Source organism: Pseudomonas mucoides (assembly GCF_015461845.1).
Lineage (GTDB): Bacteria > Pseudomonadota > Gammaproteobacteria > Pseudomonadales > Pseudomonadaceae > Aquipseudomonas > Aquipseudomonas mucoides.
Window position 1 is genome coordinate 105825 of sequence record NZ_JACOPW010000001.1, and the last position, 14862, is coordinate 120686.

Genomic DNA, 14862 nt, shown 5'->3' on the forward strand with positions numbered 1-14862 from the left:
GTTGGCCGTTGCTAAACTGTTCGGGAGTCCGCAATCTGAAGCAACGTTCGAGCCCCGACAATTTCGATGCCCACAGGAGCGCAACATGCCTGCAACCGTTCTGGTACTGGTTGAAACCATCAATGATTACTTGCCGATTCTCGAACATCAGGGTTTTCACCTGATTCTTGCCCCCACACCCGCCGAACGCGCGGCGGCCATCAGCCGTCATGGAGCGCAGATCGATGCTGTGCTGACACGCGGCCCGCTGGGTCTTTACGCCGATGAAATCGCCGCCCTGCCCAATCTCAAGATTATTTGCGTCATCGGTGCCGGGTACGAACACGTCGACCTGCAGGCCGCCGCTGACCGCGGCATCACGGTGACCAACGGTGCCGGCGTCAATGCCTCATCAGTCGCCGACCACGCCATGGCCATGCTGCTCGCGCTGGTGCGTGACATCCCCCGCTGTGATGCGGCAGTGCGTCGTGGTGAGTGGCCGAAGATCATGCGCCCTTCCCTGGCCGGCAAGCGCCTGGGCATCCTGGGCCTCGGCGCCGTCGGCATGGCCATCGCCAAACGCGCCGCCAATGGCTTCGACATGACGGTCAGTTACCACAACCGCCAGCATCGCAGCGATGTGCCGTACACCTTCTGCTCAACGCCCACCGAACTGGCGCGCACCTCGGATTTCCTGATCATCGCGACCCCTGGCGGCATAGGCACTCGACATTTGATCAACAAGCCAGTCCTCGACGCCTTGGGGCCCAACGGGTTCCTCGTCAACATCGCCCGCGCCAGCGTGATCGTCAGCACCGACCTGATCAGTGCGCTTGAACAACGACGCATTGCCGGGGCCGCGCTGGACGTGTTCGATGCCGAACCGCATGTGCCGGAGGCGCTCAAGTCGCTGGCCAACGTGATCCTGACGCCTCATGTGGCGGGTTTGTCCCCGGAGGCGACTCAAGGCACTGTCGAACTGGTGGGACGCAATCTGATGGCGTTCTTCTCCGGCCACCCGGTCTTGACCCCCATCGAACTGCCGTCATCGCTGAGCAGCGCTGCGATTTGAAGTTCATTCAAACAGGTGTATCAAAAGCAATGATTGCCCGGCAACACGCTCACCTATAAGGGCCGTTCATGGTTGTGGGTGCCGGGTGCGCGGATTAGATTAGCCAATAGTCGCAGGCCTCCAAAATAAGCAGAAGGGATAAGCATGGCGCTTACTGACCAGTCCACCCGTATCCGCTCTGGCGAAGAACTTGATGCCAGCCTGATCGATCCGTACCTCAAGGCACACATTCCGGGCCTCAGTGGTTTGCCGCAGATCAGCCAGTTTCCCGGCGGCGCATCGAACCTGACGTACCTGCTGGAATACCCCGAACAGGAATTTGTCCTGCGTCGGCCGCCATTTGGCCACAAGGCCAAGTCCGCCCACGACATGGGCCGTGAATTCCGCATTCTCAACCAGCTCAAGGACGGCTTCCCGTATTGCCCCAAAGCCTACGTGCACTGCACCGACGAATCGGTGATCGGCGCCGAGTTCTATGTGATGGAACGGGTCAACGGGATCATCCTGCGCTCCGAACTGCCGCCGGAACTGGGTCTGGATTCGGCAAAAACCGAGGCCCTGTGCAAAAGCTTCATCGACAAGTTCGTTGAACTGCACCGTGTCGACTACACCGCCTACGGCCTGGGTGATCTCGGCAAACCCGAAGGTTATGTCGCCCGCCAGATCAAAGGCTGGAGTGATCGTTACGAGAAAGCCCTGACCCCGGACGCGCCACAGTGGGACGTGGTCAAAGCGTGGCTCAACGACAAAATGCCGGCCGATCACCCGACGTCCAGCATCGTCCACAACGACTATCGCTTCGACAACGTGATCCTCGACCCGCAAAACCCGATGCAGATCATTGGTGTGCTCGACTGGGAACTGACCACACTCGGCGACCCGCTGATGGATCTGGGCAACACCCTCGCCTACTGGATCGAAGCCAGCGACCCGGCACCGGTGCAACTGATGCGCCGCCAGCCCAGCCATGCACCGGGCATGCTGACCCGCCGTGAATTCGTCGACTACTACGCTGAACGCTCGGGCATCCAGATCGACAATTTCGACTTCTACTACACCTACGGCCTGTTCCGCCTGGCCGGTATCGTGCAGCAAATCTACTACCGCTTCTTCCATGGTCAGACCCAGGACAAACGCTTCGCGCAGTTCATTCACATGAACAAACTGCTGGAGCAAATGAGCCTGCAAGTCATCCAGAAATCCAGCCTTTGATTACGCGCCTGGCCCAATAACAAGACTTTCCATAAGAGAACCCCATGTCCAAGACTCAGTTGTTCGACCTCGACGGCAAGATCGCTTTCGTTTCCGGCGCCAGCCGTGGCATCGGTGAAGCCATCGCCAAACTCCTGGCCCAGCAAGGCGCCCACGTCATCGTCTCGAGCCGCAAGCTCGACGGTTGCCAGCATGTGGCCGACGCGATCATCGCCGCCGGCGGCAAAGCCACCGCCGTCGCTTGCCACATCGGTGAAATGGAGCAGATCAGCCAGGTCTTCGCCGGTATCAAGGAACAGTTCGGCCGTCTCGACATTCTGGTCAACAACGCAGCGACCAACCCACAGTTCTGCAACGTGCTGGACACCGACCTCAGCGCCTTCCAGAAAACCGTCGACGTCAACATCCGCGGCTACTTCTTCATGTCGGTGGAAGCCGGCAAAATCATGCGCGAAAACGGTGGCGGCAGCATCATCAACGTCGCCTCGATCAACGGCGTCTCGCCGGGTATCTTCCAGGGCATTTACTCGGTGACCAAGGCCGCCGTGATCAACATGACCAAAGTATTCGCCAAGGAATGCGCACAGTTCGGCATCCGCTGCAACGCCCTGCTGCCAGGCCTGACCGACACCAAGTTTGCCTCGGCACTGGTCAAGAACGATGCGATTCTGAAAACCGCGTTGCAGCAGATTCCGCTCAAGCGTGTTGCTGATCCGAGTGAAATGGCCGGCGCGGTGCTGTACCTGGCGAGTGAGGCGTCGAGCTACACCACTGGGGTTTCGTTGAATGTGGACGGTGGGTACTTGTCCTGATTTGATTCGTCAGCAACCCTGTTAAGGGTTGGCACACCACAAACCCTGTGGGAGCAAGCTCGGCTCCCACAGGTTCTGTGTTTGGGGTCTATTGGGTAATGCAGCGCGTGGTCGTGGTCATCCGCTTCACTTCCCCCTCCGCTCTCGCATCACCCAACACTTCGGTCTTGTCGATGGTTTCGCAGTGGCGTTCTACCGGGGGTAACGGTGGCGGCGGAGGCGGTGGACTGGAGCAGCCGCTGAGGATCGCAATGCAGAAGGCAAGCGACAGCGGCGAAAAAGCACGTTTTCCAAGACTGTTCATAGGCTGACCTGCGGTAAGTAATCGATGTTTTCCGCGACTCGACGACAACACCGCGAAGTCGCGGACCGGTCACAGAAAATTTTACCCTCGCATTTCTTATAGCCCAGTCACCGGCCAATGCCAGCAAATAAGCCACTCAAGCCGATTTTTACCCCGAAAAACGACAGCTCTTATTGATTCTCGCCTGGGTGATGCAAACTATTGCTCTGCAACTCGTAACGCAGCTCTTCAATCAGCGACGCCAGCGCTTGTGGCGAATTTAGGCTCGACACCTTCAACCCGCTGACCACCAGGTCAACCTCACCCGACTCCGGGTGATACAGCTTTACCGTCACCGAGTTGTCTCCCGACACGCTGCATTCGCAGGCGCGTGGTGAAAAGTGCTGCTCCAGCAGCGCACGCAATTGCGTCAGGTAAATCATTGCGATTCCCCATTAAGCTGGCTGGCAACCTCGTCGATAGAAACGAAATTAAGTGGGCGACGCATAGGGCAATTCCTTGAGCTGTTTCGTAGAGGACGCGAAGGGGTCAAAGCCCCCTTTTCGCACCCTTACAGCCTAAGGACTGGCGTCTGGTCCCAACACGTCCATTTGCACTGCCTCCACTAGTGCATTTGCACCCTAGCGCTGGCCCTTGGGGCGCCATTCACTGGAGAACAATCCGCGCTCGCGGGACCAGACAATCGCCTCGCTGCGACTGTGAACGCCAAGCTTGGAATACACCGTCGACACGTGGTTGCGCACCGTGTTCAGCGCCAGTTTCAGGCGCACGGCGATCTCCTTGTCGGCCAGTCCCTCGCAGATCAGGCCGAGTACATCGCGCTCGCGAGCGGTCAGGTCGGTGAAGGACACGCTGGGTAACTTCGGCGAGTTGACGCTTTTCACGTTGGCGAGTTTTTCGATCAGCGTACGACTGAACCAGGAAGCGTCTTTCATCACCTCCTCGATGGCCGCGACCAGTTCAAGCTCGGTGCGTTTGCGTTCGGTGATGTCCATCAACACCAGCAGGTAACAAGGACTGTCCTGAATATTCACGGTGTCAGCCGAGATCGTGCAGTCAATCAGGAGCGTGTCTTTTTTGCGGATCCTGACATCGACGCGGTCCAGGCTCCCGGCCTTCTCCAGCGCTGCAAACAGCTGCGTGCGCGCGGCCTTGTCGTCGATGAAGTCGATCTCCGCGAGCGTCTTGCCGAGCACTTCCTCGCTGGGATACGCGAGGGTGTCGAGAAAGGCCTCGTTCACGTCGATCACCACCTGATCCTGCGCGCTGCACACCAGCGTCGGCACCGGTGTCAGGCGAAAGGCCTTGGCGAAGCGCTCCTCGCTCTGGCGCAGGGCAATTTCGGCTTTGTGCCGGGGCTCCATGTCGACGAACGAAAACAGCATGCAGTCTTCTTCGTTCAACTCCAGCGGCTGCCCCGCAACGATCACCTGTTTGCTGCCACCGTCAGCCAAGCGCAGCTCGGCCTGCATCTGTGGAATCGTGGCGTGCTCGCGCAGACGCTCGATGGCCAGGTCTTTCTTTTCGGCGCCTTCGAGGATGTCCAATTCATAAGTCGACACGCCGATCACCTGATCGCGGGTAAAACCGGTCATCTCCAGGAAACCGCCGTTGACCTTGATGTAACGCAAATCGCTGAGGCGACAAATCACCGCCGGGGCCGGGTTGGCGTTGAAGGTCTTTTCGAAACGCTGCTCGGCGCTGGCCCATTCGGTGACGTCGTCCATGATCAGCACCAGCGACTCCGGCTCACCGGCGCTGTCGGCCACCACCAAGCTGCGCACCCGGTGCACCCACATGTGCTCTTCATCGTCGGTCGGACTGACTTCAACCAGCACATCGCTGAACGTTTCGCCCCGGGCGACGCGGCTGACCGGGTAATTGTCCTTCGGCACCGGGTGATTGTTCCGATAGCGCAAGGCGAAGCGCTTGGCGTACTCCCGGGCATTGGCGCCCAGTTCGTTGATCTGCTCGACACCGTGCATGGCCAGCGCGGCGTCATTGGCCCAGAGGATCGTCTGATCGAGTTCCAGCAGAATCACGCCGTCGGACAAACCGGCAATAATCTGTTGCAACTGGCGACGATTGGTTTCGGTGCTCAGGACGTCCTGACTCATTGGATCTCCACACATTTAGCGGCACCCATGCACGGCGCCCAGTGAAGATTACGACCACGCAGAAGCGGGATCGTGCAAAGAACCTGTGTGCGAGCAAGCTCGCTCCCACAGGTTTTTGTAGGTATCCGTTGGGCCGGTTATTGCAAGTGCAACGAATTCTGTAACCCCGCCAGCTTGTCCGGATTACGCATGATGAAAATCCGGCTCACGCACCCCACCTCGTCAAAACCGAAGGTCATTGACGCTGTGATAACCCCGTCAGCCTTGATGATCACACCTTGGGCCCCATTGATTTCCATCGGCAACCATTCGCAGGTCTGCCAATAGGCGTGCAGCGACTGGCCAATGAAATCAGCAACGCGGGTAATGCCCAGCAGGGTTTCGCGGATGGCCGAGGCCTTGCCACCACTGTCCGCACAAAGTTCGACGTCTTCGCTCAGCATCGCGGTCAACGCTGTGGTCGAGCCGCTGGCGATGGCGCTGTGGAAGGCGTTCAACAGTTGATCCTGACGCATCGGCTCCGGTTGGTAGCGCGCGTGCCCGGCGCCGAGGCTGGTTTTGGCCCGGGACACCAGTTTTCGGCAAGCCGCTTCCTGAACCCCGACCGCATCCGCGACGTGCGCGTAATCCATGTCGAATATTTCGTAGAGCAGGTACGCCGCACGCTCCTTGGGGGTCAGCCGTTCGAGCAACAACAGGAACGCCGTGGACAGCGACGAGGCCAGTTCATGCATGTGCTCGGGTGAATCCTGATGGGTGGTGTGAATCGGTTCCGGCAGCCAGGTGCCAATGTAATCGACCCGCGACTTGTGCGCCGACCGCAGCAGATCAATGCAGTGCCGGGTGCACGCTGTGGTGAGCCAGGCGGCCGGCGTGGCAATGGAGGCCCGATCAGCCTCCAGCCATCTGATGAACAGCTCTTGCACGACATCCTCGGCTTCAGCGCGTGAGCCGAGAATGCGGTACGCCAGACCGAGCAAAAAGGGCCGACGTTGCTCGAACACAGCGGCGGCGTTTTCAGCGCAATTCATCGATCAGTGCCTCGACACCTGCAAACGGTTCCACAGGTTGATCATGCCGATCTCGGCCGTCAAGGCACCGATCTGCGCGTCAGTGAAGTGCTCACGCAAGTCACCGCGCAAACGGGCGTAATCGGTCTTTTCATCGAGCACGGTCAGGGCTTCGGTCCAGGCCAGCGCAGCGCATTCGGCGGCGCTGAAATCACTGACGTGGCGCCAGACGATCAAGCGGTCGAGACGCTCGTTGCGTTCATTGGCCTCACGGGCTTCGCGGGTGTGCATTTTCACGCAGAAACCACACTGGTTGATCTGCGAAGCGCGCAGATGAATCAGGTGTTTGAGGGTGGGTGCCAGGTCGTGGTTATCGAGGGTGACGTGGACCTGAGTCAGGCTTTCGAAAACCTGTGGGATCGATTGCAGCAAGTTGACCGGTTGGGTGTTGGACGACATCGTATTGCTCCACTGTTTAAAGGGTTCAACAGGATGACGATTGAGGATTGGGGTTTGTGACGTGCGCTGATTTTTTCAGCGCACGTCAGGTGTTTCAGGCCGCCAGTTCACCGCTGGCAATCGCGGCCGACGCCGCCAGCATCGCCCGCAACAACACCGCACACCCCGCCGCCAAATCATCCGGCGCGGCGTTTTCGATTTCGTTGTGGCTGATGCCGCCTTCGCACGGCACGAAGATCATCCCGGCAGGACCGAGTTCGGCGAGGAAGATGGCGTCGTGCCCCGCTCCGCTGACGATGTCCATGTGCGACAGGCCCAGGCCTTGAGCGGCGTTGCGCACCGCGTCGACGCAGCCTGGGTCGAAGTACAGCGGCGGGAAGTCTGCCGTGGGGGTGAGTTCGAAGGTCAGGCCGTGTTCATCGCAGGTGGTTTCGATGACGTGGCGGACTTCGGCGATCATCGAGTCCAGGCGTGCCGGCTCCAGGTGACGGAAGTCGAGGGTCATGCGTACTTCGCCGGGGATGACGTTGCGTGAGCCGGGGTAGGCTTGCAGGCAGCCGACGGTGCCGCAGGCGTGGGGTTGATGACCGAGCGCGGCGCGGTTGACCGCTCCGACGATCACGGCGGCGCCGACGAGGGCGTCCTTGCGCAGGTGCATCGGGGTCGGACCGGCGTGGGCTTCGACGCCGCGCAGTTTGAGGTCAAACCACTTCTGGCCGAGCGCGCCCATCACCACGCCGATGGTTTTGTGTTCGTCTTCGAGGATCGGGCCTTGCTCGATGTGGGCTTCAAAATAAGCGCCGACCGCATGCCCGCTGACCTGACGCGGACCGGCGTAACCAATGGCGTTGAGTGCCTGGCCCACGGTAATGCCTTCGGCGTCGACCTTGGCCAGGGTTTCCTCGAGGGTGAATTTTTCGGCGAAGACCCCGGAGCCCATCATGCACGGGGCGAAGCGCGAGCCTTCTTCGTTGGTCCAGACCACGACTTCCAGCGGCGCTTCGGTTTCGATGTTCAGGTCGTTGAGGGTGCGCAGCACTTCGACGCCGGCCAGCACGCCGAAGCAGCCATCGAACTTGCCGCCGGTGGGCTGGGTGTCGATGTGGCTGCCGGTCATGACTGGTGGCAGGCTCGGGTTGCGGCCCGGACGGCGGGCGAAGATGTTGCCGACGGCGTCGACGCTGACGGTGCAGCCGGCCTCTTCACACCAGTTGACGAAAATGTCGCGGGCCTGGCGGTCGAGGTCCGTCAGGGCCAGGCGACAGACGCCGCCCTTGACCGTGGCGCCGAGTTTGGCGAGCTCCATGAGGGATTGCCACAGGCGGTCGCGGTTGATGTGCTGATGGGTGGATTGCAGAACGTCTACGGCTGCGTTCATGGTGATCTCCTCAGGCAGTTGTTATAGGTTATTCAGGTATTTTCTGGGTGTTCTTAAGGCCGCCATCGCGGGCAAGCCTGGCTCCTACAGGGAATTTTTAGTGCTCACAAAAACCCTGTGGGAGCGAGCTTGCTCGCGATGGGGCCATCACTTACACCGCAGATTTCGCCACGGATGGGCTAGGCCGCAACGAGCACAACCCGTAATAAATCACCCCGCCCAACGCCGAGCCGGTAAACCAGCCGTAGCTGTAGAACCAGCTGAACGCATCGCTGCCCAGCGACAACAGCGTCAATACCACCGGCACACCGAACGCGATAAAACCGAACCAGTTCCACGCCGGGTACACGTCATCGCGATACAACCCGGCCAGATCCAGTTGCTGTTTCTTGATCAGGAAATAGTCCACCACCATGATTCCGGCAATCGGCCCGAGCAAGCTGGAATACCCCAGCAGCCAGTTCGAATAGACCGTTTCCAGGCTCAGGTCCGAAACAATCAACCCAAGTTTTTTCAGCAGTTCATGCGCCATCAACACCAGCCCCACCACCCCGGTGAGCAACACCGCTTTGGTACGGTTGATCAACTTGGGCGCGACGTTCTGGAAATCGTTGGTCGGCGAGACGATATTGGCCGCGGTGTTGGTGGACAGCGTGGCGATGATGATCAGCGCCATGGCCAGCGCCACCCAGACCGGGCTCTGGATATGCCCGATCAGCGTCACCGGGTCGGAGACGGTCACGCCCACCAGTTTCACCGACGCGGCGGTCATGACCACACCCAGCGAGGCGAACAGGAACATGGTCAGCGGCAGGCCGATAATCTGCCCGATGATCTGGTCTTTCTGGCTTTTGGCGTAACGGCTGAAGTCCGGGATGTTCAACGACAAGGTGGCCCAGAAACCGACCATCGCGGTCAGGCCGGCGGCGAAGTAACCCGCCACGCTCGCGCCCTCAGGACGCTTGGCCGGGATCGCCAGCAACTCGGTCATCGACACATTCGGCAGCGCCCACACCAGCAAACCCGCACCGACCAAAATCAACAGCGGCGCGGACAGGGTTTCCAGCCACTTGATCGACTCGGCGCCGCGAATCACCACCCACAGGTTCAGCGCCCAGAACACCATAAAACCGATGACTTCACCGGTGCCGCCCAACGACTTCCAGCCCTCGAACACCGAGCCCAGGAACAGGTGAATGGCCAACCCGCCGAACATCGTTTGAATCCCGAACCAGCCACACGCCACCAGGGCGCGGATGAGACAGGGAATGTTGGAACCGAGAACGCCAAAGCTGGAACGCAGCAACACCGGAAACGGAATGCCGTATTTGGTGCCGGGGAAAGCGTTCAGTGTCAGCGGGATCAGCACGATGATGTTGGCAAACAGGATCGCCAGCAGCGCCTCACCCACGGTCAGCCCGAAATACGCAGTGAGCACGCCGCCCAGGGTGTAGGTCGGCACACAAATCGCCATGCCGATCCACAGCGCGGTGATGTGCCATTTGTTCCAGGTTCGCTCATGCAGCTTGGTCGGTGCCATGTCGTGGTTGTAACGGGGACTGTCGAGAACGTCGCTACCGGCTTCGAGTTCATACAAGCCGTTACGCTCGGTCACTTGCGATCTGATCTGTTGCATGGCCGCTCCACTGTTCTTTGAATTATTTTTTGCTCATCAAGCAGCCGGGGCATCAATAAACGTGCCGGGCCATTCGATTACGCATCGGGCAGTTCCATAAAACGTTACAACCAACTGTTTTTATTCATATATCCGGCAAGTCCCGGACGGTATGCCTGTTCACTCAGGCTGCTTGCCAGCCACGTTGTCCGAACCGTCAGGACTCAAACTGGTGCATCAAACTTTTTTGAAACGTTGCGCATCAACCATAGACCATCCTCAAGCGGCTGATTTCACATAGAAAATCTCGTCTATTTTTGGAACCTGTCAAGTGCGTCAAAATGGTGAGAAGCCTCACCATTTTGGTGAATTATTGATTTAATCGTTATTAATCAATTATTTAAAACAGTCATAAGCTTATAAAAAATATTCTTGCTGAATTCATAAACTCAGACTAGCTTCAATTCCTGACAGCACTGACAGGAATACACCTGTTGGCGACAGTTTCATATAAAACACCTAGAACCGGCATAAGCCGGTCATTGCCTGCGAGGAACTCGGAATGTCTCTGTTGATCCGTGGCGCCACCGTTGTTACCCATGATGAAAGTTATCGCGCCGACGTCTATTGCGCCGACGGCGTGATCAAAGCCATTGGCGATAATCTTGATGTTCCGGCAGGTGCCGAAGTGCTCGACGGCAGCGGCCAGTACCTGATGCCCGGCGGCATCGATCCGCACACGCACATGCAATTGCCCTTCATGGGCACCGTGGCCAGCGAAGACTTTTTCAGTGGCACGGCGGCGGGACTGGCCGGTGGCACTACGTCGATCATTGACTTCGTGATTCCCAATCCACAGCAATCGCTGATGGAAGCGTTTCACCAGTGGCGCGGCTGGGCCGAGAAGTCGGCGTCGGATTACGGCTTCCATGTCGCGATCACCTGGTGGAGCGAGCAGGTGCGCGAGGAGATGGCGGAGCTGGTCAACCACCACGGGGTCAACAGCTTCAAGCACTTCATGGCGTACAAAAACGCGATCATGGCCGCCGACGACACGCTGGTGGCGAGTTTTGAGCGTTGCCTGGAATTGGGTGCGGTGCCCACTGTGCATGCCGAAAATGGCGAACTGGTCTATCACCTGCAACGCAAGTTGATGGCGCAGGGCATCACCGGACCGGAAGCGCATCCACTGTCGCGTCCGTCGCAGGTGGAAGGCGAAGCCGCCAGTCGGGCGATCCGCATTGCCGAGACGTTGGGCACGCCGCTGTACCTGGTGCATGTCTCGACCAAAGAAGCCCTCGACGAAATCACCTACGCCCGCAGCAAGGGTCAACAAGTCTACGGCGAAGTGCTGGCCGGGCATCTGCTGCTGGACGACAGCGTTTACCAACACCCGGACTGGCAGACCGCCGCCGGTTACGTGATGAGCCCGCCCTTCCGTCCTCGCGGCCATCAAGAGGCACTGTGGCATGGCTTGCAGTCCGGCAATCTGCACACCACCGCGACCGACCATTGCTGCTTCTGCGCCGAACAAAAAGCCGCCGGCCGCGACGACTTCAGCAAAATCCCCAACGGCACCGCCGGTATCGAAGACCGCATGGCGGTGCTCTGGGATGAAGGGGTCAACACCGGGCGCCTGTCGATGCAGCACTTCGTGGCGCTGACGTCCACCAACACCGCAAAGATCTTCAACCTCTACCCACGCAAAGGCGCGATTCGGGTCGGTGCCGATGCCGACCTGGTGCTGTGGGACCCGGAAGGCACGCGGACGATTTCAGCCAAAACCCATCACCAGCAGGTCGACTTCAACATCTTTGAAGGCAAGACCGTGCGCGGCGTGCCGAGCCACACCGTCAGCCAGGGCCGCGTGGTCTGGGCCGATGGCGACTTGCGCGCCGAGCGGGGGGCGGGGCGGTATGTCGAACGGCCGGCGTATCCGGCGGTGTTTGATTTGCTGAGCAAGCGGGCTGAGTTGAACAGGCCTACTGCTGTGAAACGCTGAAAGCGGCCTTCGGCCTATCGCGGGCAAGCCACGCGCCCACAGGGGAATGCATTTCAAATGTGGGAGCGTGGCTTGCCCGCGATGGCGGCAGCCCTGACAACACAAAAACCAATGCCCGACAGAGGCAGCACCTCCATCACCGTGAGGCCACTACCGTGATCAAGACCCTGAACCACCTTCCGCATCCTTACGAGAATGCCGCCGCCCTCGCCGGCCATTTCACCGACCTGGCGCCGCCGCTCAACGACCGCCAGGCCCATCTGGAAGCCTCGCGTTGCCTGTATTGCTACGACGCGCCCTGCGTGAACGCCTGTCCCAGCGAGATCGACATCCCGTCTTTCATCCGCAATATCCATCAGGAAAACGTTCAGGGCGCCGCGCAGAAAATCCTCTCGGCGAACATCCTCGGTGGCAGTTGCGCTCGGGTGTGCCCGACGGAAATCCTTTGTCAGCAAGCCTGCGTGCGCAACAACGACCATGAATGCGCACCGGTCTTGATCGGCTTGCTGCAACGCTACGCCGTCGACAACGCGCACTTCAGCGAACACCCTTTCCCGCGTGCGCCCTCAACCGGCAAACGCATCGCCGTGGTCGGGGCCGGCCCGGCCGGTTTGTCCTGTGCGCACCGCAGCGCCATGCACGGCCATGACGTGGTGATTTTCGAAGCCCGGGAAAAGGCCGGTGGCCTCAACGAATACGGGATTGCCAAGTACAAACTGGTGGATGACTACGCGCAGAAGGAGCTGGAGTTCCTCCTGCAAATCGGTGGCATCGAAATCCGCCACGGGCAAAAGCTCGGCGACAACTTGAGCCTCAGCGACTTGCATCAACAATTCGACGCGGTGTTTCTCGGCCTCGGCCTGAATGCCAGCAAACAACTCGGCCTGGCCCACGAAGAGGCGCCCGGTTTGATCGCGGCGACCGATTACATTCGCGAACTGCGCCAGGCCGATGACCTGACTCAACTGCCGCTGGCGGACCACTGCATCGTCCTCGGCGCCGGCAACACCGCCATCGACATGGCCGTGCAAATGGCCCGTCTCGGCGCTCGCGATGTGAATCTGGTGTACCGCCGTGGCGTGGAAGACATGGGCGCCACCGGTCACGAACAGGACATCGCCAAGGCCAATCAAGTGCGTTTACTGACATGGGCGCAGCCGGAAGAAGTGCTGCTCGACGACCAAGGCAAGGTGCGCGGCATGCGCTTCGCCCGCACCCATCTGGTGGAGGGTCGCCTGCAAACCACCGGGCAAACCTTCGAACTGGCCGCTGACGCCATCTTCAAAGCCATCGGCCAGGCCTTTGACGGCAGCGCCCTCGCCGACCCGCTGGCCCGTGAGCTCAAGCGTCAGGGCGAGCGGATTGAAGTGGACGAACAGCTGCGCACCAGCATCCCCGGCGTGTATGCCGGCGGCGACTGCACCAGCCTCGATCAGGACCTCACCGTGCAAGCGGTGCAACACGGCAAACGCGCCGCCGAGGCGATCAACGCTCAACTGATGCTCAACGTGGAGGCTGCGTAAATGGCCGATCTCTCGATTGTCTTCGCCGGCATCAAAGCCCCCAATCCGTTCTGGCTGGCCTCCGCGCCACCGACCGACAAGGCCTACAACGTGGTCCGTGCCTTCGAGGCCGGTTGGGGTGGCGTGGTCTGGAAAACCCTGGGTGAAGACCCGGCGGCGGTCAACGTGTCATCGCGCTACTCGGCGCATTTCGGCGCCAACCGTGAGGTGGTGGGTTTCAACAATATCGAGCTGATCACTGACCGCTCGCTGGAGATCAATCTGCGGGAAATTACTCAGGTCAAAAAGGACTGGCCGGACCGCGCGCTGATCGTTTCACTGATGGTGCCCTGCGTCGAAGAATCCTGGAAATTCATCCTGCCACTGGTAGAAGCCACCGGCGCCGACGGCATCGAACTGAACTTCGGCTGCCCCCACGGCATGCCGGAACGCGGCATGGGCGCGGCGGTCGGCCAGGTGCCGGAGTACGTCGAACAGGTGACCCGCTGGTGCAAGACGTATTGCTCGCTGCCGGTGATCGTCAAGCTCACGCCGAACATCACCGACATCCGCGTCGCCGCCCGCGCGGCCCATCGCGGGGGCGCAGATGCGGTGTCGCTGATCAACACCATCAACTCGATCACCAGCGTGAATCTGGAGCGCATGGTCGCCAACCCGGTCGTGGGCAACCAAAGCACTCATGGCGGTTATTGCGGCTCGGCGGTCAAGCCGATTGCGCTGAACATGGTCGCCGAAATCGCCCGTGACCCGCAGACCCAGGGCCTGCCGATCTCTGGCATCGGCGGCATTGGCAGTTGGCGCGATGCGGCGGAATTCATTGCGCTGGGCAGCGGTTCGGTGCAGGTGTGCACGGCGGCGATGCTGCACGGTTTCAGGATCGTAGAGGAGATGAAGGACGGTCTGTCACGCTGGATGGACAGTCAGGGCTACGCCAGCATTTCGGAATTTTCCGGGCGGGCGGTGGGCAACACCACGGACTGGAAGTACCTCGATATCAACTATCAGGTGATCGCCAAGATTGATCAGGAGACGTGCATCGGGTGTGGTCGCTGTCACATTGCTTGCGAGGATACGTCGCACCAGGCGATTGCCAGCGTGAAGCAGGCGGACGGGACGCATCAGTATTCAGTGATTGATGAGGAGTGTGTGGGCTGCAACCTGTGCCAGATCACTTGCCCGGTGCAGGACTGCATCGAGATGGTGCCGATGGACACGGGCAAGCCGTTTCTGGATTGGAATCATGATCCGAGGAATCCGTACCATGTAGCGGTCTGAGATTTGCTGAGCCTGAACTGGCCCCATCGCGAGCAGGCTCACTCCTACAGTTGAAATGCGTTCCAAGGTAAGAGTGAGCCTGCTCGGGATGGGGCCGGCAGCAT

The 14862-nt window shown here is 59.9% G+C and carries 12 protein-coding genes; 6 read left to right on the top strand and 6 right to left on the bottom strand.

Annotated elements, in window-relative coordinates; genetic code table 11:
• The first annotated feature begins 85 nt into the window (after positions 1-85).
• The 3 genes from H8F22_RS00470 (at position 86) to H8F22_RS00480 (ending at position 3075) form a co-directional block, all read left to right on the top strand.
• A complete protein-coding gene (locus H8F22_RS00470) occupies positions 86-1051 on the top strand; it encodes a 2-hydroxyacid dehydrogenase (RefSeq protein WP_027923322.1) in 966 nt (321 codons plus the stop codon).
• Positions 1052-1195: 144 nt separating this feature from the next.
• Positions 1196-2263: a phosphotransferase family protein gene (locus H8F22_RS00475; RefSeq protein ID WP_027923321.1), complete on the top strand. Its 1068-nt coding sequence runs from the start codon at positions 1196-1198 to the stop codon at positions 2261-2263.
• A gap of 44 nt (positions 2264-2307) precedes the next feature.
• Positions 2308-3075 (top strand): SDR family oxidoreductase, encoded by a 768-nt coding sequence (locus H8F22_RS00480; RefSeq protein WP_027923320.1) that lies wholly within the window; start codon positions 2308-2310, stop codon positions 3073-3075.
• A gap of 474 nt (positions 3076-3549) precedes the next feature.
• Here the strand turns inward: H8F22_RS00480 and H8F22_RS00485 are convergent, their stop codons facing one another.
• From H8F22_RS00485 to H8F22_RS00510, 6 genes are all read right to left on the bottom strand, one after another.
• Positions 3550-3801, bottom strand: a complete 252-nt coding sequence (locus H8F22_RS00485; RefSeq protein WP_027923319.1) for a DUF1652 domain-containing protein — start codon at positions 3799-3801, stop codon at positions 3550-3552.
• Positions 3802-3999: 198 nt separating this feature from the next.
• Complete coding sequence (locus H8F22_RS00490) at positions 4000-5496, bottom strand: helix-turn-helix transcriptional regulator (protein ID WP_027923318.1); 1497 nt, start codon at positions 5494-5496, stop codon at positions 4000-4002.
• A 137-nt stretch (positions 5497-5633) separates the two neighbouring features.
• Positions 5634-6527 carry an RNA polymerase sigma factor SigJ gene (gene sigJ / locus H8F22_RS00495; protein WP_194939606.1) on the bottom strand — a complete coding sequence of 298 codons (894 nt, stop codon included), beginning with the start codon at positions 6525-6527 and terminating at the stop codon, positions 5634-5636.
• A gap of 3 nt (positions 6528-6530) precedes the next feature.
• Positions 6531-6965: a carboxymuconolactone decarboxylase family protein gene (locus H8F22_RS00500; protein WP_194939607.1), complete on the bottom strand. Its 435-nt coding sequence runs from the start codon at positions 6963-6965 to the stop codon at positions 6531-6533.
• Between the two features lie 94 nt (positions 6966-7059).
• Positions 7060-8343 carry a Zn-dependent hydrolase gene (locus H8F22_RS00505; RefSeq protein WP_027923315.1) on the bottom strand — a complete coding sequence of 428 codons (1284 nt, stop codon included), beginning with the start codon at positions 8341-8343 and terminating at the stop codon, positions 7060-7062.
• A gap of 151 nt (positions 8344-8494) precedes the next feature.
• Positions 8495-9979 carry an NCS1 family nucleobase:cation symporter-1 gene (locus H8F22_RS00510; RefSeq protein ID WP_027923314.1) on the bottom strand — a complete coding sequence of 495 codons (1485 nt, stop codon included), beginning with the start codon at positions 9977-9979 and terminating at the stop codon, positions 8495-8497.
• Between the two features lie 541 nt (positions 9980-10520).
• Here H8F22_RS00510 and hydA point away from each other — a divergent pair.
• From hydA to preA, 3 genes are all read left to right on the top strand, one after another.
• Positions 10521-11960, top strand: coding sequence for a dihydropyrimidinase (gene hydA / locus H8F22_RS00515; RefSeq protein WP_059180988.1), 1440 nt, complete (start codon positions 10521-10523; stop codon positions 11958-11960).
• 155 nt (positions 11961-12115) lie between these two features.
• Positions 12116-13483 (top strand): NAD(P)-dependent oxidoreductase, encoded by a 1368-nt coding sequence (locus tag H8F22_RS00520; RefSeq protein WP_194939608.1) that lies wholly within the window; start codon positions 12116-12118, stop codon positions 13481-13483.
• A complete protein-coding gene (gene preA, locus H8F22_RS00525) occupies positions 13484-14758 on the top strand; it encodes an NAD-dependent dihydropyrimidine dehydrogenase subunit PreA (protein WP_059180990.1) in 1275 nt (424 codons plus the stop codon).
• The last annotated feature ends 104 nt before the right edge of the window (positions 14759-14862 follow it).

Coding starts and splice junctions, on each gene's coding strand:
- hydA (WP_059180988.1), top strand. CDS start 10,521: ATGTCTCTGTTGATCCGTGGCGCCACCGTTGTTACCCATGATGAAAGT.
- H8F22_RS00475 (WP_027923321.1), top strand. CDS start 1,196: ATGGCGCTTACTGACCAGTCCACCCGTATCCGCTCTGGCGAAGAACTT.
- H8F22_RS00500 (WP_194939607.1), bottom strand. CDS start 6,965: ATGTCGTCCAACACCCAACCGGTCAACTTGCTGCAATCGATCCCACAG.
- H8F22_RS00510 (WP_027923314.1), bottom strand. CDS start 9,979: ATGCAACAGATCAGATCGCAAGTGACCGAGCGTAACGGCTTGTATGAA.
- H8F22_RS00470 (WP_027923322.1), top strand. CDS start 86: ATGCCTGCAACCGTTCTGGTACTGGTTGAAACCATCAATGATTACTTG.
- preA (WP_059180990.1), top strand. CDS start 13,484: ATGGCCGATCTCTCGATTGTCTTCGCCGGCATCAAAGCCCCCAATCCG.
- H8F22_RS00505 (WP_027923315.1), bottom strand. CDS start 8,343: ATGAACGCAGCCGTAGACGTTCTGCAATCCACCCATCAGCACATCAAC.
- H8F22_RS00490 (WP_027923318.1), bottom strand. CDS start 5,496: ATGAGTCAGGACGTCCTGAGCACCGAAACCAATCGTCGCCAGTTGCAA.
- sigJ (WP_194939606.1), bottom strand. CDS start 6,527: ATGAATTGCGCTGAAAACGCCGCCGCTGTGTTCGAGCAACGTCGGCCC.
- H8F22_RS00485 (WP_027923319.1), bottom strand. CDS start 3,801: ATGATTTACCTGACGCAATTGCGTGCGCTGCTGGAGCAGCACTTTTCA.
- H8F22_RS00480 (WP_027923320.1), top strand. CDS start 2,308: ATGTCCAAGACTCAGTTGTTCGACCTCGACGGCAAGATCGCTTTCGTT.